At 64.6% G+C, this 24,889-nt stretch carries 21 protein-coding genes and 1 pseudogene; 9 read left to right on the forward strand and 13 right to left on the reverse strand.

What is annotated here, in order from left to right:
• The 6 genes and pseudogenes from A3728_RS20175 to ftsH form a co-directional block, all read left to right on the forward strand.
• Positions 1-679 (forward strand): annotated as a pseudogene (locus tag A3728_RS20175) (energy transducer TonB); the annotation flags it as partial.
• A 41-nt stretch (positions 680-720) separates the two neighbouring features.
• Complete coding sequence (tolB, locus tag A3728_RS20180; protein ID WP_443069036.1) at positions 721-2,010, forward strand: Tol-Pal system beta propeller repeat protein TolB; 1,290 nt, start codon at positions 721-723, stop codon at positions 2,008-2,010.
• Between the two features lie 112 nt (positions 2,011-2,122).
• On the forward strand, positions 2,123-2,647 hold the full coding sequence (pal, locus tag A3728_RS20185; RefSeq protein ID WP_067927927.1) for a peptidoglycan-associated lipoprotein Pal: 525 nt from the start codon (positions 2,123-2,125) through the stop codon (positions 2,645-2,647).
• Between the two features lie 10 nt (positions 2,648-2,657).
• Complete coding sequence (gene ybgF / locus A3728_RS20190; protein WP_067927930.1) at positions 2,658-3,503, forward strand: tol-pal system protein YbgF; 846 nt, start codon at positions 2,658-2,660, stop codon at positions 3,501-3,503.
• A gap of 4 nt (positions 3,504-3,507) precedes the next feature.
• On the forward strand, positions 3,508-4,764 hold the full coding sequence (tilS, locus tag A3728_RS20195; RefSeq protein WP_236630584.1) for a tRNA lysidine(34) synthetase TilS: 1,257 nt from the start codon (positions 3,508-3,510) through the stop codon (positions 4,762-4,764).
• Between the two features lie 76 nt (positions 4,765-4,840).
• Positions 4,841-6,754 (forward strand): ATP-dependent zinc metalloprotease FtsH, encoded by a 1,914-nt coding sequence (gene ftsH, locus A3728_RS20200; RefSeq protein ID WP_067927933.1) that lies wholly within the window; start codon positions 4,841-4,843, stop codon positions 6,752-6,754.
• 306 nt (positions 6,755-7,060) lie between these two features.
• Here ftsH and A3728_RS20205 read toward each other — a convergent pair whose 3' ends face one another.
• Positions 7,061-8,341: an MFS transporter gene (locus tag A3728_RS20205; protein ID WP_067927935.1), complete on the reverse strand. Its 1,281-nt coding sequence runs from the start codon at positions 8,339-8,341 to the stop codon at positions 7,061-7,063.
• 300 nt (positions 8,342-8,641) lie between these two features.
• Here A3728_RS20205 and A3728_RS20210 point away from each other — a divergent pair, with 300 nt between their 5' ends.
• Positions 8,642-9,226, forward strand: a complete 585-nt coding sequence (locus A3728_RS20210; RefSeq protein WP_067927938.1) for an MOSC domain-containing protein — start codon at positions 8,642-8,644, stop codon at positions 9,224-9,226.
• A 55-nt stretch (positions 9,227-9,281) separates the two neighbouring features.
• Here A3728_RS20210 and A3728_RS20215 read toward each other — a convergent pair whose 3' ends face one another.
• The gene (locus A3728_RS20215; RefSeq protein ID WP_068101080.1) at positions 9,282-10,058 is read right to left on the reverse strand and encodes a hypothetical protein; all 777 of its coding nucleotides are present in this window, start codon (positions 10,056-10,058) and stop codon (positions 9,282-9,284) included.
• Positions 10,059-10,289: 231 nt separating this feature from the next.
• Between A3728_RS20215 and A3728_RS20220 the strand changes: the two genes are divergently transcribed.
• A complete protein-coding gene (locus A3728_RS20220) occupies positions 10,290-11,966 on the forward strand; it encodes a formate--tetrahydrofolate ligase (protein WP_067927942.1) in 1,677 nt (558 codons plus the stop codon).
• A gap of 83 nt (positions 11,967-12,049) precedes the next feature.
• Entirely contained in the window at positions 12,050-12,952 is a 903-nt protein-coding gene (gene folD, locus A3728_RS20225) for a bifunctional methylenetetrahydrofolate dehydrogenase/methenyltetrahydrofolate cyclohydrolase FolD (RefSeq protein WP_067927945.1), read from the forward strand.
• Here folD and A3728_RS20230 read toward each other — a convergent pair.
• From A3728_RS20230 to A3728_RS20280, 11 genes are all read right to left on the reverse strand, one after another.
• The gene (locus A3728_RS20230; protein WP_067927976.1) at positions 12,949-13,326 is read right to left on the reverse strand and encodes a PaaI family thioesterase; all 378 of its coding nucleotides are present in this window, start codon (positions 13,324-13,326) and stop codon (positions 12,949-12,951) included. The two genes, folD and A3728_RS20230, sit on opposite strands and share 4 nt — an antisense overlap.
• A gap of 53 nt (positions 13,327-13,379) precedes the next feature.
• The gene (gene pdeM, locus A3728_RS20235) at positions 13,380-14,045 is read right to left on the reverse strand and encodes a ligase-associated DNA damage response endonuclease PdeM (RefSeq protein ID WP_067927979.1); all 666 of its coding nucleotides are present in this window, start codon (positions 14,043-14,045) and stop codon (positions 13,380-13,382) included.
• Between the two features lie 38 nt (positions 14,046-14,083).
• On the reverse strand, positions 14,084-16,537 hold the full coding sequence (locus A3728_RS20240) for a ligase-associated DNA damage response DEXH box helicase (protein ID WP_067927948.1): 2,454 nt from the start codon (positions 16,535-16,537) through the stop codon (positions 14,084-14,086).
• An 80-nt stretch (positions 16,538-16,617) separates the two neighbouring features.
• Positions 16,618-17,925: an ATPase gene (locus tag A3728_RS20245; protein ID WP_067927951.1), complete on the reverse strand. Its 1,308-nt coding sequence runs from the start codon at positions 17,923-17,925 to the stop codon at positions 16,618-16,620.
• Positions 17,926-17,985: 60 nt separating this feature from the next.
• Positions 17,986-18,480 carry a prepilin peptidase gene (locus A3728_RS20250; protein WP_067927954.1) on the reverse strand — a complete coding sequence of 165 codons (495 nt, stop codon included), beginning with the start codon at positions 18,478-18,480 and terminating at the stop codon, positions 17,986-17,988.
• Positions 18,481-18,483: 3 nt separating this feature from the next.
• Positions 18,484-19,338, reverse strand: a complete 855-nt coding sequence (locus tag A3728_RS20255) for a tetratricopeptide repeat protein (protein WP_067927957.1) — start codon at positions 19,336-19,338, stop codon at positions 18,484-18,486.
• A gap of 29 nt (positions 19,339-19,367) precedes the next feature.
• On the reverse strand, positions 19,368-19,943 hold the full coding sequence (locus A3728_RS20260) for a tetratricopeptide repeat protein (protein ID WP_067927960.1): 576 nt from the start codon (positions 19,941-19,943) through the stop codon (positions 19,368-19,370).
• Between the two features lie 5 nt (positions 19,944-19,948).
• Positions 19,949-20,935: a type II secretion system F family protein gene (locus A3728_RS20265; protein ID WP_067927963.1), complete on the reverse strand. Its 987-nt coding sequence runs from the start codon at positions 20,933-20,935 to the stop codon at positions 19,949-19,951.
• Between the two features lie 13 nt (positions 20,936-20,948).
• Positions 20,949-21,911 carry a type II secretion system F family protein gene (locus tag A3728_RS20270; protein ID WP_067927966.1) on the reverse strand — a complete coding sequence of 321 codons (963 nt, stop codon included), beginning with the start codon at positions 21,909-21,911 and terminating at the stop codon, positions 20,949-20,951.
• 10 nt (positions 21,912-21,921) lie between these two features.
• Complete coding sequence (locus tag A3728_RS20275) at positions 21,922-23,370, reverse strand: CpaF family protein (protein ID WP_067927968.1); 1,449 nt, start codon at positions 23,368-23,370, stop codon at positions 21,922-21,924.
• A 26-nt stretch (positions 23,371-23,396) separates the two neighbouring features.
• Entirely contained in the window at positions 23,397-24,632 is a 1,236-nt protein-coding gene (locus tag A3728_RS20280) for an AAA family ATPase (RefSeq protein WP_067927971.1), read from the reverse strand.
• Positions 24,633-24,889: the final 257 nt, after the last annotated feature.

Below are 24,889 nucleotides of genomic sequence, written 5' to 3' on the forward strand. Positions count from 1 at the left end.
GCAGACCGCCGTGGCTCCCGATGCCGAAGGCCCCGCAGCGGAGGAACCTGCGCAGGAAGCCACCGCCCCCGAGGAGGCCACGACCGAGATCGTGACAGAAGCCGCCGAAGCGCCCCGTGCCGCGCCCGAGCAATCGCCGCGCCCGCCTGCCCGGCGACCCGATAGCGCGCCGACCCGCGTGGCCGAAGCACCGCAACCCGATCCCCCCGCCGCGCCGGAGCCTGAGCCTGTGCCCGAAACGCCGCCCGCCCCGGCGGAGGACACCGTGGATGCCGCTGCCATCGCCGCCGCCGTGGCTGCCGCGCAATCCGCCGTGGAAGACGCCCCCGCGCCCGCCGCGGCCGAGCCCAGCGGCCCGCCGCTTTCGGCCGGTGAAAAGGAATCGCTGCGCGTCGCGGTATCGAGCTGCTGGAACGTGGGCTCGCTCTCCACCGAGGCGCTGCGCACCACCGTCGTCGTCTCTGTCGCGATGAATCAGGACGGGACGCCGATCACCGGTTCCATTACCCTTGAAAGCAGTTCCGGCGGCTCCGACGGTGCCGCGCGGCAGGCTTTCGAGGCCGCACGCCGAGCGATCATCCGCTGCGGTGCCTCCGGCTACGCGTTGCCGGCCGAGAAATACGGCCAGTGGCGCGACATCGAAATGACGTTCAACCCCGAAAGGATGCGCATCAAATGAGTTCTTGGATTGGTATCAGGGCGCTCGCCCTCGGGCTGGCCATGCTTGCGGGAATGGCCGTTCCGGCGATGGCCCAGCAGGGCCCGTTGCGGATCGAGATCACCGAAGGCGTGATCGAACCCTTGCCCTTCGCGGTGCCCAGCTTTCAGCCCGAAAGCGGCGAGGCCGGACAATTGGCAAGCGATCTGGCCCGCGTGGTGGCCGAAGACCTGACCGGGACTGGCCTCTTCCGCCAGATCCCCGCCAGCGCCTTTATCTCCACCGTCAGCGATTTCAACGCGCCGGTGCAATATGCCGACTGGAAAGCCATCAACGCACAGGCGCTGATCACCGGGGCCGTCAACGTGCAGGGCAATACGCTGGACGTGAAATTCCGCCTCTACGACGTCTTTTCCGGCGCGGAACTGGGCAATGGCCTGCAATTCACCGGCACGGTCGACGGCTGGCGCCGCATGGCGCACAAGGTGGCCGATGCCGTCTACAGCCGCATCACCGGCGAGGGCGGCTATTTCGACAGCCGCGTCGTCTTCGTGTCCGAGACTGGGCCGAAGGACGACCGCAAGAAGCGGCTCGCGGTCATGGACTACGACGGGGCCAATATCCAGTATCTGACGGATTCGGGGTCCATCGTGCTGGCCCCGCGCTTTTCGCCCACCGGGGACCGGGTGCTCTATACCAGCTATGAAAGCGGCTTTCCGCGGATCTATGTGCTGGATATCAACAGCGTGTCGCGCCGGGTGCTGGAAAGCGCCGAAGGCACCATGAGCTTTGCCCCGCGCTTTTCGCCCACCGGCCAGACGGTGGTCTATTCGCTGACCCAGGGCGGCAATACCGACATCTACACCATGGACATCGCCAGCGGTCAGTCCGTCCGGCTGACGAATACGCCCGCGATCGAAACCGCGCCCAGCTTTTCGCCGGACGGAAGCCAGATTGTCTTTGAAAGCGACCGCTCCGGCTCCCAGCAGCTTTACGTCATGCCGGCCACCGGGGGCGAGGCCACGCGCATTTCCTTCGGGGAAGGGCGCTACGGCACCCCGGTCTGGTCGCCGCGCGGCGATCTCATCGCCTTTACCAAGCAGAACAAGGGCCGGTTCCATATCGGGGTGATGCGCACCGATGGCTCAGAGGAGCGGCTGCTCACGGCTTCCTTCCTCGATGAGGGGCCGACATGGGCGCCCAACGGGCGGGTCATCATGTTCGCGCGCGAAACCCAGGGCGCGGGCGGGTCGTCATCGCTCTATTCGGTGGACATCTCGGGCCGCAATCTGCGCCCGGTGCGCACGCCAGACGGCGCCTCCGACCCGTCGTGGTCCCCGCTGCAGAAATGATCCCCGCGCCGGGGTTTCGGGCCCCGGCGCGCGGCAATTCCAACCGGTGCGGTGCTGTGCTAGCATCGCGCCAAGCTCAGAACCGCTCATTCATTCGCCAAAGGCAGACCCAATGAAACCCATCCTGACCAGCACCCTTCTGTTCGCAGCCATCGCCCTTTCCGCCTGTACCGATCCCGCGCGCTTCGGCGGCGCCGACGCGGCGCTGGCCAATGGCGCGGCAGGCGCGATGACCTCCGGCATCGTTCCCGGCAGCGCCAACGACCCGGCATCCCCCGCCTATTTCCAGCAGGCCATCGGCGACCGGGTGCTGTTCGAGGTCGATCAATCCAACCTCACCCCCGTGGGCCGCGCCACGCTGGACGGTCAGGTGGGCTGGCTGATGCAGAACATGGATTATCAGGCCGTGATCGAAGGCCACGCCGATGAGCAGGGCACACGCGAATACAACGTGGCGCTGGGGGCGCGGCGCGCCAACGCCGTGCGCGAATACCTCATCTCCAAGGGTGTCGCCGCCCACCGGCTCGAGGTCGTGAGCTACGGCAAGGAACGCCCGATCGAGGTCTGCTCGGCGGAAGCCTGCTATGCCAAGAACCGCCGCGCCGTCACGGTTCTCGCCGGCGGTCTGACCAGCTAGGATGCCCCTTATGAAAAGCTGTCGTTTCATCGCTGCCGCCGTCATGGCCCTGACACTGACCGCGCCACTTCATGCGCAGGACGCGCAGACGCTGGCGGACGTGCGCCAGGAACTCGTTGTGCTGAACACCGAGGTACAGAAGCTGCGCCGCGAACTTTCCACCACCGGCGGCGCGTCGGTGGCGGTGACGGGCGGTTCGGTGCTGGAACGGGTCAACGCGATGGAAAGCGAGTTGCAGCGGCTCACCGCGAAGACCGAAGAACTTGAAAACCGGATCAATCAGGTCGTGGCCGATGGCACCAACCGGATCGGCGATCTGGAATTCCGCCTCGTGGAACTCGAAGGCGGCGACGTGGGTGCGCTGGGTCAGACCAGCACGCTGGGCGGGGGCGAATTGCCCGCCGTCGCGGTGCCCGCGCCTGCGCCCGCACCCGCGACCGGGCCGACCACGCCCACGGTCGAATCGGAACTGGCCGTTTCCGAAAGGGCCGATTTCGAGCGGGCCCAGGGGGTGCTCGCCTCCGGTGACTTTCGCGCCGCCGCGGACCAGTTTGCGACCTTCAATGAGACCTATCCGGGCGGACCGCTAGCGCCAGAGGCGGACCTGCGCCGGGGCGAGGCGCTGGATGCGCTCGGTGACACGCGCGAAGCGGCGCGGGCCTATCTCGACAGTTTCAGCGCAGCACCCGAAGGGCCGATCGCGCCCGAAGCGCTCTACCGGCTCGGCGCGGCGCTGGGGGATCTGGGTCAGACCTCCGAAGCCTGCGTGACACTGGCCGAGGTTTCACTGCGGTTTCCCGGCAATGTCGCGGTCAGCGATGCTGAAGCGGCGCGTCAGGCGCTGAACTGTCCCTGATCCCGTGGCCGGCGCGGCCCTGACGGATCGGATTGCCGCCAGTCTCGGCCCGCTGCCGCCCGCGGCTCTGGGCATCGCGGTATCGGGCGGCGGCGATTCCATGGCACTGCTGCACCTGTTGCATGACATGGCCGACACGCGCGGCCTGTCGCTGCGCGCGGTCACCGTGGATCATGGCCTGCGCGCAGGCTCCGCCGAGGAAGCCACCGGGGTCGCCGCCTGCTGCGCGGCGCTGGGGGTTCCGCATGACACCCTGCAATGGGCCGATTGGGACGGCTCCGGCAACCTGCAGGCCGCGGCCCGGGATGCGCGCTACCGGCTCATGGCGGATTGGGCCGCGCGCCACGACATCGGGGCGATTGCCCTGGGTCATACGGCGGACGATCAGGCAGAGACTTTCGTGATGCGGCTTGCCCGGCGCTCCGGCGTGGACGGGCTGTCAGCCATGGCGCCCCATTCCGTGCGCGCGGGTATCGAATGGCTGCGCCCGCTGCTGGGCATCCACCGCGCGGAGTTGCGCGGCTACCTGCGCGAAAGGGGCATCGACTGGGTCGATGATCCGGGCAACGAGGATCCGGCCTTTGACCGCATCCGCATCCGCAAGGCGCTGGATACGCTGGCGGAACTGGGTATCGGCCGCGACGTTCTGGGCGAGGTCGCGGGCCATATGCGCAAGGCCCGGCAGGCGCTTGGCTGGCAGACCTATCTGGCCGCGCGCGAACTGGTGCATCTGGACGCGGGTTCCGTCGTGATCTGCGAACGCCGCCTGCGCACCCAGCCCGATGAAATTCAACGCCGCCTCATGGTGGCCGCGCTTGGCTGGGTCGGCGGTGCGGACTATCCGCCGCGCCGCGCCAGCGTGGCCCGCGTGCTGGAGGCCGTGTCGCAGGGCCGCCCCTGCACGGTGGACGGCTGCCAGATCCGCGTGATCGGTGGGCAGATCTGGGTGTTTCGTGAATTTGCCGCCGTCGAACGCCAGCGCGGCACGCCGGACGGGCTATGGGATTCGCGGTGGCGGCTGCACGCCAGCGGGGGCGGCGGCATGGGCCCGCTCCGCGTGGCGGCACTGGGCCCGGAGGGGTTGCATCAATGCCCCGAATGGCGCAAATCCGGCCGCCCGAGGGAGGTTTTGCTGTCCTCCCCGGCCGTGTGGCGGGCCGAGGAAGTGGTGGCCGCGCCCTTCGCAAACCGCCCCGGACAGTGGCACGCGGAAATCGACGGCGGCGAAGATGCCTTTTTTGCCGCACTATTATCGCATTGAACCTGCCCGCATGATCCCTATCTTAGGCGCGTGGTCATGACGCTTCGGCAAGACCCCATCAAATAGGAGAGTTTCCTTGGGAAATGTTCGGAATCTGGCATTCTGGGTCGTCCTGCTGCTGTTGATCCTCGCGTTGTTCAACCTGTTCAGCGGCGGTGGCAGCACGATGCAAAGCCGCGAAATCAGCTATTCGGAATTTGTGGCCGCGGTCGAAGGCGGTGACGTACAGAACGTCACGCTCGACGGGGAGCAAGTGCGCTTCCGCCGGTCCGACGGCAGCGATTACATCACCATCAAGCCAGAGGACGCCGAAACCACCAACCTGCTCACCGCGAATGACGTGCCCTTCCGGGCCGAACAGCAGGCCCAGTCCGGTTTCCAGACCTTCCTGATGTCGCTGCTGCCGGTGCTGCTGCTGATCGGTGTGTGGATCTATTTCATGAACCGCATGCAGGGTGGCGGAAAAGGCGGGGCCATGGGCTTTGGCAAGTCCAAGGCCAAGATGCTGACGGAAAAGCATGGTCGCGTTACCTTTGACGATGTCGCGGGCATCGACGAGGCCAAGGAAGAGCTTGAAGAGATCGTCGAGTTCCTGCGCAACCCGCAGAAATTCTCCCGCCTCGGGGGCAAGATCCCCAAGGGCGCGCTGCTGGTGGGCCCTCCGGGTACCGGTAAGACGCTGCTGGCCCGTGCCATCGCGGGTGAGGCGGGCGTGCCCTTCTTCACTATCTCGGGCTCCGACTTCGTCGAGATGTTCGTGGGTGTGGGTGCGTCCCGCGTGCGTGACATGTTTGAACAGGCCAAGAAGAACGCGCCCTGTATCGTCTTCATCGACGAGATCGACGCCGTGGGCCGCCACCGGGGTGCCGGCTATGGCGGGGGCAACGACGAACGCGAACAGACGCTGAACCAACTTCTGGTGGAAATGGACGGGTTTGAAGCCAACGAAGGTGTCATCATCCTCGCGGCCACCAACCGCCGCGACGTGCTGGACCCTGCGCTGCTGCGGCCCGGTCGTTTCGACCGGCAGGTCACCGTGCCCAACCCCGACATCAAGGGCCGCGAGAAAATCCTCGGCGTGCATGCCCGCAAGACGCCGCTCGGCCCTGACGTCGATCTGCGCATCATCGCACGCGGCACGCCCGGCTTCTCGGGCGCGGACCTTGCCAACCTCGTGAACGAGGCGGCGCTGATGGCCGCCCGGGTGGGTCGCCGTTTTGTCACGATGATCGATTTCGAACAGGCCAAGGACAAGGTCATGATGGGGCCTGAGCGCCGCAGCATGGTGATGACCGCCGAGCAGAAGGAAATGACCGCCTATCACGAGGCCGGTCATGCGCTGGTGGGGATGACCCTGCCCAAGTGCGATCCGGTCTACAAGGCGACGATCATTCCCCGTGGCGGTGCGCTCGGCATGGTGATGAGCCTGCCGGAAATGGACCGTCTCAACATGTTCAAGGATGAATGCCACCAACGTCTGGCCATGACCATGGCGGGCAAGGCGGCCGAGATCTTCAAATACGGCCCCGACTCCGTCTCTAACGGTCCGGCGGGCGATATCCAGCAGGCGAGCGCGCTGGCACGGGCCATGGTGCTGCGCTGGGGCATGTCCGATCAGGTCGGCAACATCGACTATTCGGAAGCCGCCGAAGGCTATCAGGGCAATACCGCCGGGTTCTCCGTTTCCGCGAACACCAAGGAGCTGGTGGAAAAGGAAGTCCAGAAGTTCATTCAGGACGGCTATGACCACGCCATGAAGATCATCACCGAGAAAGAGGTGGAGTTCGAGCGGCTGGCACAGGGCCTGCTGGAGTACGAAACGCTGACCGGCGACGAGATCAAGCGCGTGATGGACGGGCTGCCGCCCACCGAAGACCCGGGCGACGACACCCCCGATCAGGGCAGCGCGCCCAGCGTCACGGCGATCCCCAAGGCCAAGGGCAAGAAAACGCCCCCCTCCGGCGGCATGGAACCTGAACCGTCGGTCTGACGGAAACCATAAAGAGTTGCGAAAGGCCCCCACGCGGGGCCTTTTTCTTTTCGCGACAAGGCCCCTACCGCACCCGCCCGGAGTTAAGGCGCATCGCGCCGCCGGGTAGCGCCCGACCGCCCCCCGGGGCGGGCGCTTTGTCACCGCCCGTTGTCCTTTCGAACGTCCGAGACATGGGTGCACCATAAAGTGGCATCCATGTCGGTCGGCGATGCTGTCAGATTTTCTGAGTTTTTCAATAAAATCAGCCCATTATAACCGATGCTGCGCCTCGCACGAATGCCCGCTATTCCGGCTTCAATCTGACTATTTGAACCCCTGTCCAAGCGGTCGCCATGAAGCAGCCGCCAAGATAAAGATCCCTGTTGCTGCGGTCAGGAACGGCATTTTAAGCGCAGTCTCGCGAGCTAACGGACCTTCGGCTATGCTTACGATGGCACCGGAAACAACCAGCCCAAGAGGCATCATTCCCCATGCAAAAAGCCGATAGACGCTGTTAACCCGCCCTCTGATTTCATCGGACACGACACGCTGACGATAGGATATGGAAAGCGTGTTCCAAACAATGCCGCTGAGATAGAAAAAGAACATCGCAACGGAGACCGTGATTGGCCCCGGAGCGAAGGCGATCAGCAAGAACATCGGCGCTGAGGCGAGGTTCATCCACTTGGCCAGCACACCTGTTGGAAAAAGTTTCATCAGAGGGGCAACCGAGACGCCGCCGACAACTCCCCCGAAAGCTCCGACAGCGAGAATGAGACCGTAAGTCGTTGCGCCTGCATTCATGTTCTCTTGGACGTGCAGCACAAGTGCAATAACGGACATTTCGGCGAAGAAATTCCAGAAGCCGGTGATCAAGACAAGAACCCGCAACATTGGGTGACTCACGACAAACCGAAAACCTTCCATCAGCTCGTCTCGCCAATCTTGTGTCTTTTTTTCGCTTGGTTTGAAGTCCCCTTTTAGGGAAGCCGTCAGAAGTGCCGCAAACAAAAGCGCAATGGCGATTGCAAGAAATGGCAGAGGGACGAAGATGGCGACTATAAAAGCCCCGAGCGCGGGTCCCGCCATACTGTTTCCAACGGTTTCGATACTTCCAAGCAGTCCGTTGGCACGCTCAAGCTTCTCCGATGGGACAATCTTGGGAAGCATTGACTGTGCTGCATTGTCGCGAGCGACCTCCGCGCACCCTATGAGGAAACCGAGTGACAGTAAGCTCCAGTACAGGGTGGATCTCCCAATCCCGTCAATGACTGGCTCGGCAAGTGGCAAGCTCAGCATCATCGCGCCACCCGCCATACCATAGGCAAGAGTGCGGATCAGATCACAGAACACAATCAACCGCTTACGGTCCATGCGATCAGCAAGAATGCCGGAGGGTAGCGCGAACAGAACCCATGGAACGCGCAGCGCCGCAGGCAAGATCGCGATCCACAGGGGATCCCGTGTCAAAAGCGAAGCAATCCAGGCCCATGCGACGACAGCGATCCCATCACCAAGGTTTGCCAAACCGACGGCTGTACCAAACCGCGCAAAGGCGCCTGACTGATTATTCCGCGCATTATTCTCTACTGACACATCCGCCATAAACCCGTCCCTGCTCTAACTTGATTTAACCCCTGATACCTCCTCAGCTTAAGTTGAGGTCAAGTGGCTCGGAGGATTACAAGTGGCAAGCGAAATAGCGATAGGAGAGATTTCGGTGCGCCCCGGCGTTTCCACCCGCGGCCGGGCGCCGCCCCGCGGCACCGTCATCTAAGTCCAGAAGCGAACCCTCTATTCCCAGCCTCGGTATCGCTCACTCGAGGGTTGCAAGGCTCACCCGTGCGGGGCCTTCCCTTTTGCTCAGCCCCCGGGCACCCTGCCGCAACGAAAAGGAGATGCCCCATGCCCGCCCTGAAACCCACCGATCACCTCGCCACGATCACTTGGCTGGGGCTGGTAGAGGACAGTGGGAGCGATCTTTCCGCCCGTCCGCTCGACCAAGCCTTCGCCAGCTATGGTGGCTTCGAGGGCGATTGCCACGCCGGGCTGACGCGCCCTTCCTGTTCGCGCGTGACCGCCCAGCACCCCCGGGGGACGGAGATCCGCAACACCCGCCAATTGTCCATCGTGTCACAGGAAGAGCTCGCCCGGATCGCGGGAGCCATGGGCCTAGGCACGCTCGACCCTGCGCATGTGGGGGCCTCCATCGTGGTCTCGGGCATCCCCGATTTCTCCCACATCCCGCCGAGCGCGCGCCTGCAGGGCCGGAGCGGGGCAACGCTGGTGGTAGACATGGAAAACCGCCCCTGTGTCCTGCCGGGCCGGGTGATCGACCGGGAAGCGCCGGGCCTTGGCGCGCGGTTCAAACAGGCGGCGAAGGGACTGCGGGGCGTCACCGCGTGGGTGGAGCGTGAGGGACCGCTGACGCTTGGCGACAGGCTGCGCCTGCATATCCCGGACCAGCCGGTTTGGGCGGGGGATACCTGAAACGCAAAAGGCCGGGGTCACCCCCGGCCCTTGCTTCAGCCCCAGCTAAAGCGCCTTACATTGCGTGCGGATAGGTGTAGTAGACCACCGGCGCGCCCACTTCGGGATCGGACTTTTCGCCCGTGGCGGCTTCAGACCGCTCCATCGCGCGTTGGGCGCGGGCGGTGTTGGCTTCGGTCATCTCCTCGGGGGTCACGTCATCGGATTTGTCGGCATCGATGCTGTCGAACTCGCGGTTCAGCACATCGTCGATGTCGATAGGCTTCATGACCTCCACTTCGTATTCCTCGCTCGACAGGGCGCCGTCACGGTCGCTGTCCAGCACCATGAACATCCGCTTGGACCGGCTCACGACCTCTTCGAGCGGAACCGTGTCGAACTCCAGCTTTTCCTCGTCGGGCAGGCGGTAGACGAGGCGCTGCGCATCTTCCGCGGCTTCGGAGTCACCTTCCGCGGCCAGCCGGGCCCGGTCGAAGGCATAGCCGAGGTATTCGTCGCTGCTGATCATGCCGTCCTCATCCGCGTCCAGCATGCCGCTGTCCACGAGGTTGCCCTTTTCGCGCATGGGGTGCACATCCATGCCCACCTTGGCGCAGTTGACGTATTCGTCGCGGCTGATGCTGCCGCTCTTGTCGGCGTCCATCGCCACGTTGGAACGTTTGGAATAGGCTTCGATCTCGATCGGGCTGATATAGCCATCCCCGTTCACGTCCGTCAGGCTGTAGCCGCCGTCGCAGAACCCTGCGGTGTCCTTGTTGTCGCCCGCCTGCGCTGCCGTGCCGAAGGCCACGGTGGCGGCAAGTGCCGTCATGAGACTATGGGTCGTTTTCATCTTGCTTTCCTCCATACTGATTAACCACGAGGGTAAAACACCTGCTTCGGCGTGGGGTTCCGGCGTGTAGCCTTGCCTTGGCCGCCACCACCCCCGTTTCCGAAACGAAACCCGCAGCGACATCACGCCGCATCGGGGGCCGGAAATGTCGGAATTGCCGCCTTACCGCCGGGGGTTCGCGCTGTATGACGAAGCCAGCAACGCAGCCCGGGGACAACAGGGGATTCTCAGATGGCATTCAAGACCGACATTCAGATCGCACGGGAGGCCAAGAAGCGCCCCATTCAGGAAATCGGCGAAAAACTCGGCATTTCCAGCGATGATCTGCTTCCCTATGGCCATGACAAAGCCAAGGTCAGCCAGCGTTTCATCGACGGGGTGCAGGACCGGCCCGACGGCAAGCTCATCCTCGTGACCGCGATCAACCCCACCCCGGCGGGCGAAGGCAAGACGACGACGACCGTCGGTCTGGGCGACGGGCTGAACCGGATCGGCAAGAAGGCGGCGGTCTGCATCCGCGAAGCCTCGCTCGGACCGAACTTCGGCATGAAGGGCGGTGCGGCGGGGGGCGGCTATGCCCAGATCGTGCCCATGGAAGAGATGAACCTGCATTTCACCGGCGATTTCCACGCGATCACCAGCGCGCACAATCTGCTGTCGGCGATGATCGACAACCATATCTACTGGGGCAACGAACTCGATATCGACATTCGCCGCATCACCTGGCGCCGGGTGGTGGACATGAACGACCGTGCGCTGCGCCAGATCACCGCGAGCCTTGGCGGCGTGTCCAACGGTTTCCCGCGGGAAGCCGGTTTCGACATCACCGTCGCTTCCGAGGTCATGGCGATCCTCTGCCTTGCCAAGGACCTCAAGGACCTGCAGCAGCGGCTGGGTGACATGATCGTCGCCTACCGCCGCGACCGCACCCCCGTCTACGCCCGCGACATAAAGGCGGACGGGGCGATGACCGTCCTGCTCAAGGACGCGATGCAGCCCAACCTCGTGCAGACGCTGGAAAACAACCCCGCCTTCGTGCACGGCGGCCCCTTTGCCAACATCGCCCACGGCTGCAACTCCGTCATCGCGACGACCACGGCGCTGAAACTGGCGGACTACGTGGTGACCGAAGCGGGCTTCGGTGCCGATCTGGGCGCCGAGAAGTTCATGAACATCAAGTGCCGCAAGGCGGGCCTCGCGCCGTCGGTCGTGGTGGTGGTGGCCACCGTGCGCGCCATGAAGATGAACGGCGGCGTGGCGAAGGCCGACCTCGGGGCCGAGAACGTGGAGGCGGTGAAGCAGGGCTGCGCCAACCTTGGCCGGCATGTGGAGAACGTGAAATCCTTCGGCGTGCCCGTGGTGGTGGCGATCAACCATTTCGTCACCGACACGGATGCCGAGGTGCAGACCATCAAGGATTACGTCTCCGCCCACGGCGCAGAGGCGATCCTGTCGCGGCACTGGGAACTGGGCTCCGAAGGCTCGGCCGATCTGGCCACTCGCGTGGCGGAAATCGCCGATGGCGACAGCGCCAATTTCGCGCCCCTTTACGATGACGACATGCCGCTGTTCCAGAAGATCGAGACCGTGGCCAAGCGCATCTACCGCGCCGACGAAGTGCTGGCCGATCAGAAGATCCGCAACCAGCTGAAGGACTGGGAAGCACAGGGCTACGGCCATCTGCCGGTCTGTATGGCCAAGACGCAGTACAGCTTCACCACCGATCCGGACCGGCGCGGCGCGCCCACGGGCTTCGGCGTGCCGGTGCGGGAGGTGCGTCTGAGCGCGGGCGCGGGCTTTGTCGTCGTGATCTGCGGCGAGATCATGACCATGCCGGGCCTGCCGCGCGTTCCCTCGGCGGAGAACATTTGCCTCAACGCGGATGGTGACGTCGAAGGATTGTTTTGAGATACGATGCCGCGGGGGATCGACCCCCGCGGCACGAAGCCTCCGGCGGAAGTATTTCGGATCATGAGAAGAAGGGAAACAGGATGGCGGCGACGATACTGGACGGCAAGGCCTTTGCGGCAGATGTGCGCGGCCGGGTAGCGGATCACGTCCGCGCGCTGAAAGACCACCACGGCATCACGCCGGGCCTCGCCGTCGTGCTGGTGGGCGAGGACCCGGCCAGTCAGGTCTATGTGAAGTCCAAGGGCAAGATGACGGTCGAGGTCGGGATGAAATCGGTCGAGCAACGGCTGGATGCGGACACCTCCGAAGCGGACCTGCTGGCGCTGATCGACCGGTTGAACAACGACCCCGAGATCCACGGGATACTGGTGCAGCTGCCCTTGCCCGACCATCTGGACGAAGACCTCGTGATCAATGCCATCGACCCGGCAAAGGATGTGGACGGGTTCCATATCTCCAACGTCGGTTTGCTGGCCACCGGGCAGAAGAGCATGGTGCCCTGCACGCCGCTGGGCTGCCTGATGCTGCTGCGGGATCACCACGGCAGCCTGTCGGGGCTGGATGCGGTGGTGATCGGGCGCTCCAACATCGTGGGCAAGCCCATGGCGCAACTGCTGCTGGGTGACAGCTGCACGGTCACGATTGCCCATTCGCGCACCAAGGATCTGGGCGCGGTCGTTCGCCGGGCCGACATCGTGGTCGCTGCCGTGGGGCGGCCCCGGATGGTGCCGGGGGACTGGATCAAACCGGGTGCCACGGTGATCGACGTGGGCATCAACCGCATCGACGCGCCGGAAAAGGGCGAAGGCAAGACACGGCTGGTGGGCGATGTGGATTTCGACAGCTGCGCGCAAGTGGCCGGGGCCATCACACCGGTGCCGGGCGGCGTGGGCCCCATGACCATCGCCTGCCTGCTGGCCAACACGGTCACCGCCTGCTGCCGCGCCAACGGGTTGCCGGAGCCGGAGGGGCTGACGGCTTAACCGTCGCCCTTCGGTACCGGAACCACCGTTCCCTGCAAAAGCGCCACCTGCTTTCGGGTCTCTCCGGTGACGGCGTGCACCTCTGCCGTCACCACGCAGAGCCGCCGCCCTGCCTTGACCACGCTGCCGGTCGCCAAAAGGTAATCGCCGCGCGCCGGGGCCAGCAGGTTGATCTTCAGCTCCGATGTGACGACGTCCATCTCCGGCGGCAGCATCGTCAGTGCGGCATAGCCCGCCGCGCTGTCGCCGATGGCAAAGGTCAGACCGGCATGGCCGAACCCCTGCTGCTGCAGGGCCCCGGGTGATATGGGCGCGCGAACGCAGACCCTTCCGGGGGCGATTTCCGTGACTTCGGCCCCGAGGGTCGCCATCATCGTCTGGCTGGCAAAGCTGCGGCGGATGCGCCGGGCGGTCTCTTCGTCCACGCTCAGGCCCCGTACATCGGTACGGCGACCGGGCGGTTGCCCGTCAGGATCGCATGGGCATCGGCGCGCATCAGCCGGGTCAGCGCCTCTGACCCGCAGCGCAGCCCGCCGGTATAGGTGCCGAAGGCGGGCAGGATCAGCCGCGCGTCATCCACCAGAAAGGCGGGCCGCGAAATGCTGCGGCCCCGGCTGCGCACGCGGGCCTTGGGGTGATAATGCCCGGAGACCTCGCCCGTGGCCCCCGCTTGCGCGATATGCCGGAAGGTGAGCGGGCCGACGCGAAGCTCGGCCAGATGGGTGCCGCCCATGGCCACCGGCGCGGGGTCGTGGTTGCCCTCGATCCATGTCCAGTCCCGGCCCGCCTGCAGGGCAGCGATCCGGCCCCGCATGTCATCGGGCAGTGCTTGGGCGGCGGCACTGTCGTCGAAGCTGTCGCCCAAGCAGATGACATGGCGCACGGGCAGCCGCGCCAGATCGGCGGCGAGGCGGTTCAGCGTATCCAGCGTTTCATAGGGGGGCAGGGCCGTGCCGCCCCGGCGCAGGATGCGCTCCGATTTGCCCATATGCAGGTCGCTCACGCAGAGAAGTGCGGCATCGGCCCACCAGAGCGCGCCCGATCCCAGCGCAGTCAGATGCGCCCCGCAGAAAGTGAAATCATAGCCGTTCATGGTTCGTTCATCGCCGGTTTCGGCACGCCCCGCAAGGGTCAAAAGCCTGCGCGCCAGCGGGGCCTGTCCGAGGGCGGCGGGGTCAGCGCGGCAAGCCCTGACTGTTCCATCAGCCGCGCGGCTTCTTCGGCGAGCAGGCGTTCCTCCGCCGCGCCGCTTACCGGGACGCGGCCCATTTCCAGCAGCAGCGGGGCGGCGAGGGGGGTCACACGGCTGAGCACCCGGTGGTCGATGCGGTCGCCCACGCGGCCGATCATCTCTTCGATGCGCCCGAAATCGACCAGTCCGCGCAGCGCCTCTTCGCGGGTGATCTGCAGCATCAGGTGATCGGGATCATAGCGCAGCAGCGTGTCATAGAGGATATCGGAACTGAAGGTCGCCTGTCGCCCCGACTTGCGCGCCGAAGGGGTGTTGCGCTCGATCAGCCCGGCGATGGTGGCACAGGCGCGGAACGTCCGTTTCATCACCGCGTTCCCGGCGAGCCAGCCTTCCAGCCCCTCCTGCAACGCGGCGAGATCGAAGAGCGGCGCGGGGTCTTCCACGGCGTCCAGCCCCCAGATCAGCGTCGCATAATCGGTGGAGACGAAGCCCAGCGGGTGCAGGCCCATCTCCTCCATCCGCTTGGTGAGCAGCAGGCCCAGCGTCTGCATCCCGTTGCGCCCGGCGAAACCGTAGATGACCGTCTGCTGCCGCCCGTCATGCGGAAAGCTTTCGACCAACAGCCGCCCGGGCCGGGGCAATTCGCTGACCTCGCGCTGAAGGTGCAGCCACGCGGCGGTGTGTTCCGGCAGTTCGGGCCAGCTTTCCTGCGTGAACATGCGCTGCACCCGCGCCGAAAGCTGGGTGGAGGTGGCGAATTTCGTGCCCATGAAGGTGGCGATACGCGGTTTCTTGGCCGCGTCGCGGGATACTTCGACGGTCATTTCCCGCAGACCTTCGTATCGCACGATCTGCCCGCCGATCAGGAAGGTGTCGCCCTTGGTCAGCGTGGCGGCAAAGCCTTCCTCGATCTCGCCCAGGGGCTTGCCGCCGCGATTGCGGCGCATCCGCACCTTGAGCGTGTCGGTATCCTGTATCGTGCCGATGTTCATGCGGATGCGCTGCGCGCTGCGCGGGTCACGCAGACGCCAGCGCCCATCGGCGTCCTGCATGAGCCGCTGCCAGCGGTCATAGGCGCGCAGGGCGTAGCCGCCCGTGGCGCAGAAGGCGAGGCAATCGTCGAAGGCGGGGCGCGACAGCGCGGCATAGGCGCCGGCGCTGGTGACTTCGGCGAAAAGATCGTCGGCGTCGAAGGGTCCGGCGCAGGCGGTGATCAGGATATGCTGGCAGAGCACATCGCGCGGGCCGGGACCGCGCGGTTCCCCGTCCAGCTCGCCCGCCAGCACCGCCTCCAGCGCGGCCACGCATTCCACCACCTCGAAGCGGTTGGCGGGCACCAGCAGAGCCTTCGAGGGTGCGTTGTAGCGGTGGTTGGCACGACCGATGCGCTGGACCAGCCGCTTGACGTTCTTGGGCGCGCCGATCTGGATCACGAGGTCCACATCGCCCCAGTCGATGCCGAGATCGAGGCTGCCGGTACAGACGATGGCGCGCAGCTCGCCCCGGACCATGGCCGCCTCCACCCGGGTCCGCTGGGTCCGGTCGAGACTGCCGTGATGGATGCCGATGGGCAGGCCCTCATCATTGGCGAGCCAGAGGTTGTGAAAGAAGATTTCCGCCTGCGCGCGGGTGTTGTGGAATATCAGCGTTGTGTTATGGCGCTTGACCTCTTCCAGCACCGCGGGGATGGCATAGGCGGCACCGCCGCCGGACCATGGCGGCACCTCTTCGGTGCGCAGCATCCGGATGTCGGGGGCGGGCCCCGGATCGGCGAGCACGACCTCGCAGGGATCGGGGTGGCGCGCCATCAGATGCGCGATGGCCGCCGGGTCTTCCACGGTGGCTGACAGGCCCACGCGTTTGAGACCGGGGCAGATCGTCTGCAACCGTGCCAGCGCCAGCATCATCTGGTCGCCGCGCTTGCTTTCCGCCAGCGCGTGGATTTCATCGATCACCACGCGTTTGAGACCCGCGAACATGCGCGGCGCGTCTTCGTAGCTGACCAACAGGGCAAGGCTTTCGGGGGTGGTCAGGAAAATATTGGGCGGCTCGGCGCGCTGGCGCTTGCGCCGGGTCGCCGTCGTGTCGCCGGTGCGTTCGTCGATGGTGATGGGCAGACGCATTTCCTCGACCGGGGTGGTCAGGTTGCGCTTGATGTCCGCGGCCAGCGCCTTCAGCGGAGAGATGTAGAGCGTATGCATGCCTTCATGGCTGCCGTCCGCGAGGTCGAGCAGCGTGGGCAGGAATCCCGACAGCGTCTTGCCCCCGCCCGTGGGCGCGATGAGCAGCAGGGCAGGCGCCTCGGCCTTGTCCAGCATGAGCTGCTGATGCGGATGGATGGACCACCCCCGGGACGAGAACCAGTCGGCAAAGAGGGGTGGCAGATCGTTCATGGCCCGAGTGTAGCGCGCCCCCGCGCGGGGGCCAGCCCCCGCACCCCCGGGATTTCAGGCCATTTGGAAGGGGGCCGAGATCACTTCACGATGACTTCGTCTTTCACGAACATATTGGCCCAGGCCCTGTCGATGAGCGGCTTGGACATTCGGTAGGGGATGCCTTCGAAGTCGCAGATGGCGATCATCTGGTCGATCAGGAAGATCGGCTGGTAGTTGGCATAGACGTTGTCGATCGTCGGATATTTGACCTTGAGCAGATGAACGAGCGCTTCCTCGTCCAGCGCCATGTTGCGCTTCTTGGCGACCATGGCGAAGATCTTGAGGAAGTTCTCCTGATTGGGGCCGTCGATCTTGATCTTGAAGAAGATACGCCGCAGGGCCGCCTGATCGAAGATCTCGTTCGGGTGGAAGTTGGTAGAGAAGATCACCAGCGTGTCGAAGGGCACTTCGAACTTTTCGCCCGACTGTAGGGCGAGGATATCCTTGCTTTCCTCCAGCGGGACGATCCAGCGGTTCACGATGCTCTGCGGCGGTTCCTTCTGGCGGCCAAGGTCGTCGACGATGAAGATGCCGCCCGTCGATTTAAGCTGCAGCGGTGCCTGATAGGTCCGTGCGGTGGGGTTGTAGACGAGGTCCAGCATGTCGAGCGACAATTCGCCGCCCGTGATTACCGTGGGGCGTTCGCAGCGCACATAACGCATGTCGTAGCGGGTGACGCGGCGCAGCGATGTCGGGTCCTGCACCTCTTCTTCGGCGGCGGAATGGACGATGGGATCGTAGACGGTGATCACCTGGCCCGCGTATTCAATGGCGCGCGGCACATAGACCTTGTCGCCGAGCGCGTCGCGGATACCGTTGGAAATGGAGGATTTGCCGTTGCCGGGCGGCCCGTACATGAGGATCGACCGGCCCGCGGACACCGCCGGGCCGAGGTGGTCGAGCAGGCTGTCGGGCAGCACGAGGTGGCCCATGGCGTCGGTCAGTTGCTGGCGGCTGATCTGCAGGTTGCGCACCGACTGGCGTTCGACCTGTTCGCGGTAGACCGACAGCGGCACCGGCATCGCGCCGAAGTATTCCGATTGCGCCAGCGCATCCAGCGCGCGCGCCTTGCCCGCATCGGTCAGCTGGTAGCCCATCTCGTTGCCGTTGTTTGCATTGAGCGTGCCGGTCGCCTCCAGCAGTTGCTGGCCGCGCGCCATGTCCACCAGTTCCTGCGTCACCTGTATCGGCAGACAGACCGCCTTTGCCAGTTCGCTGACAAGGTTCACGTTCTTGCGAAAGATCGTCTTCAGCAGGATGTCCCGCATCATGACCAGCGGAATCCGCATTTCCTCGATGGAGCGGGGCGGGGGCGGCGCCATGACGGAGGTGGACTGGACGTTCATCTGGTAACTCCTTCAAAGGCGGGGAACACAGCGCGGATTAGCAGGGGAATGTGGCGGTATTCAGGCGCCATAGACGGCCCCGAGCGCCAGATAGGCGGCCAGCGTAGCGCCGAGGGCGAGACCCATGGGAAATTTCTTGCCGCGGTTCCAGCTTTCCCAATCGGGCGCCAGCCGCCGCAGCGGCGTTCTGGCGATGCCGCGGTGGGTGATCGCGGCGGCCAGCAGCACCGCCATGAAAAGCGCCATCAGCAGCCGCAGGTCCCCCAGTGCCACATAGGGCGCCCCGGCGGCGAGGAACTTCGCGTCGCCCGCGCCCATGGTGCCGACCGCGTTCAGCATGATCCCCAATACCAGCACGATGACGCCGGCCAGCAACCGCCAGAGATAGGTCTCGAACGGGAACAGGAAGGGGCCCATCAGGATGAAGACCAGCGCCAATGCGATGACCGCCTGATTGGTGATGCGCATCTGTGCCATGTCGGTATAGGCGACATAAAGGCAGAGCGGCAGGACGAAGGGCAGGAACCACAGCGCGGTCGTGGCCGGGATCGCCATGATCTATCCGGCGTTTTCAAGGGCCCGCAGGGAGCCGACCGCCGCTTCGAAATGCTGGGGGTGCGTTTCGATCGCATCGCGCAGCAGGCCCTTGCCGGTTTCCACATCGCCCTGTTTGATCGCCGACAGCGCCATGGTGTGCAGAAGCTGCGCGCGTTCGGTCTGATCCATCGGAATGACGGGGAGCGTGTAGTCGCGCTGCGCCCCGCGCGCCAGCACGAGGTTGTTCTTGGCGGTGAAGAGCCCGCCGTCCTGCCGGATCGCATCGCCGAAGAGCCGTTCGGCGGCAGTGTAATCGCCGCGCGTCAGCTTGGAATAGCCCCAGTTGTTCAGCACCCCGGCGGGCGTTGTCGTCAGCCCCACGGCGGTTTCATAGAAACTGTCGGCCTTGGCCCATTCCTCCTTGCTGTCGGCCACGATGGCTTCGAGCCGATAGCGTTCGAAGGTCTCATGGGTGGGGGGGATGGTATTCAGCGTGGCTTCGGCCTTTGCCCAGTCCCCCGCGCGGATCAGCGCGTCGGCGTGGTTCACCCGGTCGTCTGCTGTGGCGCCGGGCATGCGCGTTACCTTGGCCCATTCGACGGCGCCCTCGGTATGGCGCTTGGCCCGGATGAGAGAGCTGGCCAATCCGCGCTGGTGGTCGATGCGCTCTGGGTCGGCCTTGACGGATCGGGTGAAATAGGTGACCGCCTCGTTCGGGTCCGCCACGGTGAGCATCACGTCCGAAAGGTTGGTCTCATCGACGACATTGACGTCCTTGAAGGCGCGTTCGACGGTCGCGTTCGCGTTTCTTTCGCCGCAGCCTGCAACGGCGGACACGCCTGCAATGCAGACGGCCAGAAGTATCGGGTGGCGCATTTTGCGTCCTTTTTCACTGCTCTCGCCGGTTACGGCAGTGGTCGGATCCGGTAATCCCCGGCCCCGCGCCGCACCAGTCTGTAATCGCTGTCCTCGGCCTCGTTCATATCAGAATTTTCCAATTTTGCGAGTGCCAACCGCAGATTGTCCCGGATTGCGTCACTTTCGCCATTGTCGAGCGCATAGGCCTTGCGGAAGACCTGTTGCGCCTCGGCGAACTTGCCGCGTTCCATCAGCACCACGCCGAGGTTGTTCCAGATTTCGGGGCGCTCCGCGTCGGCCTCCGTGGCGCGGCGCAGCAGGGTTTCGGCCTGTCCCAGCCGCCCGAGGCCGAGGTTGGCGGAGCCGAGGCCCGAAAGGATCTCTCCGGTGATGCCACCCCCGGCCAGCGCGCTGCGGTTGAAGGCTTTGATCGCCAGTTCGAACTCCCCCGCTTCGATCAGGCGGTGGCCCACTTCCACGCCGTCCTCCATCGCCGCCCCGGTCGCGACACCGGGGGCGAAGGGCCCTTCGCCAGATGCGGGAAAGCCGCCCGAAGAACAGGCGGCCAATCCGATGAGGATGAAGAGGCAGGCGGCGCTGCGTGCCGCCTGCCTGAACTGCATGTTGATTATTGGCCTGCTCCGCCCATTTTTCCCAGTTGCGTGATGCCGTGCACGGAAGGGCCGACCAGAATGATCAGCAGCGGCGGCACCGTCAGCATCATTGTGGCGAGGGTCATCTTGGTTGGCAACTTGTTTGCCGCTTCCTCGGCGCGCATCACGCGCTTGTCGCGCATTTCGCCGGCATAGACCCGGAGGGCATCCGCGATCGAGGTGCCGAAAGCCGCCGACTGGATCAGCACGGTCACGAAGGAAGACACGTCCTGCACGCCGCAGCGTTCGCCCATGTCGTTGAGAACGCTGATCTTGTCCTTGCCGGCCTTCATCTCGTAGGCGACGATTTCAAACTCGTCCGCCAGCGCCTTGTAGGAGGCGCGCAATTCACGCGCCACCCGCACGATGCACTGATCCAGCGACTGGCCCGCTTCGACACAGACGAGCATCATGTCCAGCGCATCGGGAAAGCCGCGCTCGATCTCCTGCTTGCGCGTCTCGGCGCGGCGGTTGACCCAGTATTTCGGCAGGAAATACCCGATGCCGCCGGGGCCCACGGTGTACATCATGGTCTTCTGGGTGCTCAGGCCTTCGCCGCCGCCCAGAAAGTTGACGTAGACGATCCCCAGCACCAGCCCCAGGATACCCAGCGCCATCTGCGCAAAGTAGAAGATGCGGACCGCGTCGCGTGACTGATAGCCCGCCTGCCGCAGCAGAAGTTGCTTGGCGCTCAGCTCGTTCACGTCCTCGGGTTCGAGGAACTTGGCGAATTTCTGAAGCTGTTCGTTCCGGTCAGACTGACGCAGCTGCTTCTTGCCCTCCGCCGTGTTCGGCACGGAGGAGGCGCGTTTGAGCTTGGCCAGAGGATCCTCGGGCTGGCGCAGCATCATCAGCAGGGTGATCGCGATGAGAACGATCCCCAGCGCGCCCGCGATGATGATCAGCCCCAGAGGGCCGAGAACCTCGGTCGCGCGGGCGTTGAGTTCGAGCAGGATGTCCATTCTTCGAAACCTCTCAGACCTTGATGTCGGTCAGCACGCGCATGACCAGCAGGTTCACCGCAAGGAAGATCCCCACGAGGAAGCAGGCGGGGATGAAGAGCGCGTGATCGCGCACTTCGTCGTAGTAGTTGGGATCGCCCACGTTGATCACGATCAGCGCGAGGATCGGGAAGGCGGAAAGGAACTTGCCGGACCATTTCGCCTCTGCCGTGATTGCCTTTACCCGGCGGAACAGGCGAAAGCGCGCCCGGATCACCTTGGCCAGCCCCGCAAGGATTTCCGCAAGGTTGCCGCCCGATTGCTGCTGGATCGTCACGGCGACGGCGAGAAAGCGCAGATCCTGCATGTCGAGCCGTTCGGCCATGTCTTTCAGCGCTTCGCCCACGTCCCGGCCATAGGCGGATTCGTCCGCGATGACCCCGAATTCGGACGCCAGTGGGTCCTGCACCTCTTTCGAGACGATGGAGATCGCATTGCTGAAAGGATGGCCCACCCGCAGGCTGCGCACCATCAGTTCGACGGCGTCGGGCAATTGCTCTTCGATCATGGCCATGCGCTTGTTGGCCTTCGAAGAGATCCAGAAATAGACCCCGCCCACGCCGATGACGACGCTGAGCATGGCGCGCACCCCCGGTTCGGTGCTGGTGCCGATGGTCAGCCCCATGAAAGCGGCGGCGGAAACGCCACCCATGATCATGATGAGCTGCTTTGGCGTGAAGGCGATGGCCGCTTTCTGCGCCTTTTCGGCCAGCAGCGAATAGAGCGGGATGGATTTCGCCTTCATGTGCTGCTGCATTTCCTTGCGCAGCTTGTCCAGCACCTCTTCACGGCGGGTGCCTTTTTCCAGCATCTCAAGGCGGCGGTTTACCCGGCTGTTGAGGCTGATCGACTTGCCGAAGGCGACAAGATAGAGCCCCTCGACGAGGACGAGAACGCCCACGAAGATCAGGCCATAGATGATGGGTTCGGCGCTCATGTCCTGTTCCTTACTGGGCCGCGACGGGTTCGTAGATGGACGAGGGCAGGTCATAGCCCCACATCCGGAAGCGTTCGGCGAAATGGCTGCGCACGCCGGTGGCCGTGAAATGCCCGATGATCTTGTTTTCGGGCGTCAGCCCCACGCGCTGGTAGCGAAAGATTTCCTGCATGGAGATCACGTCGCCTTCCATGCCGGTAATCTCGGTGATGGAGGTCATGCGGCGCGAACCGTCCTGCAGGCGGCTGGCCTGCACGATGAGGTTCACGGCGCTGGAGATCTGGCTGCGCACCGCCTTCAACGGCATTTCGATGCCCGCCATGGCGATCATGTTCTCAAGGCGCGACACCCCGTCCCGGGCGGAGTTGGCGTGGATCGTCGTCATCGAGCCATCATGGCCGGTGTTCATGGCCTGCAGCATGTCGATTACTTCCTCGCCGCGCGTCTCGCCCACGATGATGCGGTCAGGGCGCATCCGCAGCGCGTTCTTGAGGCAGTCGCGCGGCGATACCTCGCCCTTGCCTTCGACGTTGGGCGGGCGGCTTTCCATGCGGCCCACATGCGTCTGCTGAAGCTGCAGTTCGGCGGTGTCCTCGATCGTCAGGATGCGTTCGGAGTTGTCGATGAAGGACGACAGCGCGTTCAGCGTCGTGGTCTTGCCCGACCCGGTGCCGCCCGACACGATGATATTGAGCCGCGTGGCCACCGCTGCCTGAAGATAGGCGGCCATTTCTTCCGAAAAGGCACCGAAAGCCACCAGATCGTCGATGCCCAGCTTGTCCTTCTTGAACTTCCGGATCGACACGAGGCTGCCGTCCACCGCGACGGGCGGCACCATGGCGTTGAAGCGCGAGCCGTCCTTCAGACGGGCGTCCACGTAGGGGTTGCTTTCGTCCACCCGGCGGCCCACCGCGCTGACAATCTTGTCGATGATCCGCAGCAGGTGCCTTTCATCCTTGAAGGTCACGTCCGTCAGTTCGAGCTTTCCGCCCCGCTCCACGAAGATCTGCTGGGGGCCGTTCACAAGGATGTCGTTGACGGTCTCGTCCTTCAGCAGGGTCTCCAACGGGCCAAGGCCTGTGACCTCATCGTAGAGTTCGGAATTCAGCGTCATGCGGTCTTCGCGGTTCAGCACGATGCCCTTCTCGGCGAGGATCTCCACCGCGATGGCGTTGATTTCCTGCCGCAGGTCCTGCTCGCTCGCATGTTCGAGCGCGCTGAGGTTCAGGTTGTCCAGCAGCGCCCGGTGCAGTTCCAGCTTGATGTCGCTCATCCGCTGCTTGCGCTTGAGGTCCCGGTCCAGCGGCGCTGCCATGGCGGGGGCGGCGACACGGCGCATGCTTGCGACGGGCTGGGGCGCCGCCTTCGGTGCCGCCGTCGCAATGGGCGTAACCGTTGCCGGCTTTTCCTGCTTCGGGGCAGGGGCCGCGCCGCCGGGTTTCTTGTACTTGGAAAACATCAAACGCTCACTTTCTGCAGGGGGGATCAGGCAGCCTTCGCCTCATCGCCCTTGAGGTCATGGATAGAGGCTGCAAGTTTCGCGATTTCGCGCCGCAGCGGGTTCTTCGCCGCCGAATTGGCCAGCGGCAGACCGTGGTCATTGGCCTGCGTGATCTGCTTGCCGCCGTCGGGCAGTTGTACGTCGATGGAGATGGAGAGGGACTCCGCCATCCGCTTCACCCGGCCCTTGGCGCTCAGATCGGTGAACTTGGGCGCCCGGTTGAGAACATAGCGCAGCTTTTCCACCGGCAGATCCTCCGACTGGAGCGCCCGCTTGAACCGCAGGACGTTCTGGGCGCAGCGCATGTCCAGTTCGAGCGTGGCGAAATAGATATGCGCCGTGTTCAGCACCGTCTCGCTCCACTGGACGAGCGTCGACGGCATATCGACGACGACATAATCGAACTGCTCGCGCGCCATGGTCAGAACCCGCTCCACGTCTTCCGCGCCGATCAGGTCCAGCGGCAGCATCTCGGTCGGGGCGGTCAGCACATGCAGCTTCTCGTTGTAGGTCTGCAGCGACTGGCCAAAGGTCTCCTCGTCCATGTTCTCGGTGTCCGACAGCATTTCAAAGACCGCCTCGCGCCGGGGCAGGTCGAGGAAGGTCGCGACAGCGCCATATTGCAGATCGAGGTCCAGCAGGCAGACCGAGGGCGGGTTCTTCTTGTCGGCGGTCGCCAGTTCCCACGCAAGATTCACCGCCATGGTGGTGGCGCCGGTGCCGCCCGCCAGCCCGTGCACGACGATCACGGCGCCGTCCTTCTGGGCGCCCGCCTTCAGGTGCGGCGTCTGGCCTTCGTCGCGCGGGGCCTCTTCGGCGGTGCGCAGCTTTTCGATCGCCTGGCCCAGTTCGCCTTCGGGCAGCGGATAGGGCACGAATTCATCCGCCCCCTGCCGCAGCAGCGAATGCAGCGACGCGGTGGTCACATCCTCGGCGATCAAGATCACCTTGATGCCCCGCGCCTTGGCCTGGGTGACGATCTCGGTCATCAGCACGAGGTTCTGCTCGTCGGATTCGTCCATCGCCAGCGCGATGAATTCCAGCGAAGCGGCTTCGTCCTGGCCGAAAAAGGCCAGCGCCTCGGCAAAGCCCAGATCGCCCCAGCTTTCACCAAGGGCGGCTTCCATGTCCTCGATCAGCAGGTCGAAGTTCTGCACGTCCCGGCTGACGGTACATGCGATGATCGGTGTTGTTTCAGGTCGTGGCGTATCGCTGCTCATAGCCTTCTCATCCTTCGTAACCGAGGGATCCGGGGGAGGTCATGCACCGATCTTCTGTCGCGTCGGCCGCCCGCTGATCCCGTGGCCGCGACGGTCGCGGCACACATCTGTCCTATGAGGCAGGTTTTCGCAGGAGTTTGAGGCAGGAATGGGGCCAGAATACCTCTATTGTAGGATATTATGAAACGATGGCCCCGATTGCACCTGGATTGATCAGACCACCCCCGGTCGCCGTTTCATGGGGCCGGGGCAGGGGG

It is taken from the genome of Sulfitobacter sp. HI0040 (assembly GCF_001634885.1).
Taxonomy (GTDB): domain Bacteria; phylum Pseudomonadota; class Alphaproteobacteria; order Rhodobacterales; family Rhodobacteraceae; genus Sulfitobacter.

Bases quoted from the DNA above. Each gene is read 5' to 3' on its own strand.
- tolB (WP_443069036.1), top strand. From the start codon at position 721: ATGCTTGCGGGAATGGCCGTTCCGGCGATGGCCCAGCAGGGCCCGTTG.
- pal (WP_067927927.1), top strand. From the start codon at position 2,123: ATGAAACCCATCCTGACCAGCACCCTTCTGTTCGCAGCCATCGCCCTT.
- ybgF (WP_067927930.1), top strand. From the start codon at position 2,658: ATGAAAAGCTGTCGTTTCATCGCTGCCGCCGTCATGGCCCTGACACTG.
- A3728_RS20205 (WP_067927935.1), bottom strand. From the start codon at position 8,341: ATGGCGGATGTGTCAGTAGAGAATAATGCGCGGAATAATCAGTCAGGC.
- A3728_RS20210 (WP_067927938.1), top strand. From the start codon at position 8,642: ATGCCCGCCCTGAAACCCACCGATCACCTCGCCACGATCACTTGGCTG.
- A3728_RS20215 (WP_068101080.1), bottom strand. From the start codon at position 10,058: ATGAAAACGACCCATAGTCTCATGACGGCACTTGCCGCCACCGTGGCC.
- A3728_RS20220 (WP_067927942.1), top strand. From the start codon at position 10,290: ATGGCATTCAAGACCGACATTCAGATCGCACGGGAGGCCAAGAAGCGC.
- folD (WP_067927945.1), top strand. From the start codon at position 12,050: ATGGCGGCGACGATACTGGACGGCAAGGCCTTTGCGGCAGATGTGCGC.
- A3728_RS20230 (WP_067927976.1), bottom strand. From the start codon at position 13,326: ATGATGGCGACCCTCGGGGCCGAAGTCACGGAAATCGCCCCCGGAAGG.
- pdeM (WP_067927979.1), bottom strand. From the start codon at position 14,045: ATGAACGGCTATGATTTCACTTTCTGCGGGGCGCATCTGACTGCGCTG.
- A3728_RS20240 (WP_067927948.1), bottom strand. From the start codon at position 16,537: ATGAACGATCTGCCACCCCTCTTTGCCGACTGGTTCTCGTCCCGGGGG.
- A3728_RS20245 (WP_067927951.1), bottom strand. From the start codon at position 17,925: ATGAACGTCCAGTCCACCTCCGTCATGGCGCCGCCCCCGCCCCGCTCC.
- A3728_RS20250 (WP_067927954.1), bottom strand. From the start codon at position 18,480: ATGGCGATCCCGGCCACGACCGCGCTGTGGTTCCTGCCCTTCGTCCTG.
- A3728_RS20255 (WP_067927957.1), bottom strand. From the start codon at position 19,338: ATGCGCCACCCGATACTTCTGGCCGTCTGCATTGCAGGCGTGTCCGCC.
- A3728_RS20260 (WP_067927960.1), bottom strand. From the start codon at position 19,943: ATGCAGTTCAGGCAGGCGGCACGCAGCGCCGCCTGCCTCTTCATCCTC.
- A3728_RS20265 (WP_067927963.1), bottom strand. From the start codon at position 20,935: ATGGACATCCTGCTCGAACTCAACGCCCGCGCGACCGAGGTTCTCGGC.
- A3728_RS20270 (WP_067927966.1), bottom strand. From the start codon at position 21,911: ATGAGCGCCGAACCCATCATCTATGGCCTGATCTTCGTGGGCGTTCTC.
- A3728_RS20275 (WP_067927968.1), bottom strand. From the start codon at position 23,370: ATGTTTTCCAAGTACAAGAAACCCGGCGGCGCGGCCCCTGCCCCGAAG.
- A3728_RS20280 (WP_067927971.1), bottom strand. From the start codon at position 24,632: ATGAGCAGCGATACGCCACGACCTGAAACAACACCGATCATCGCATGT.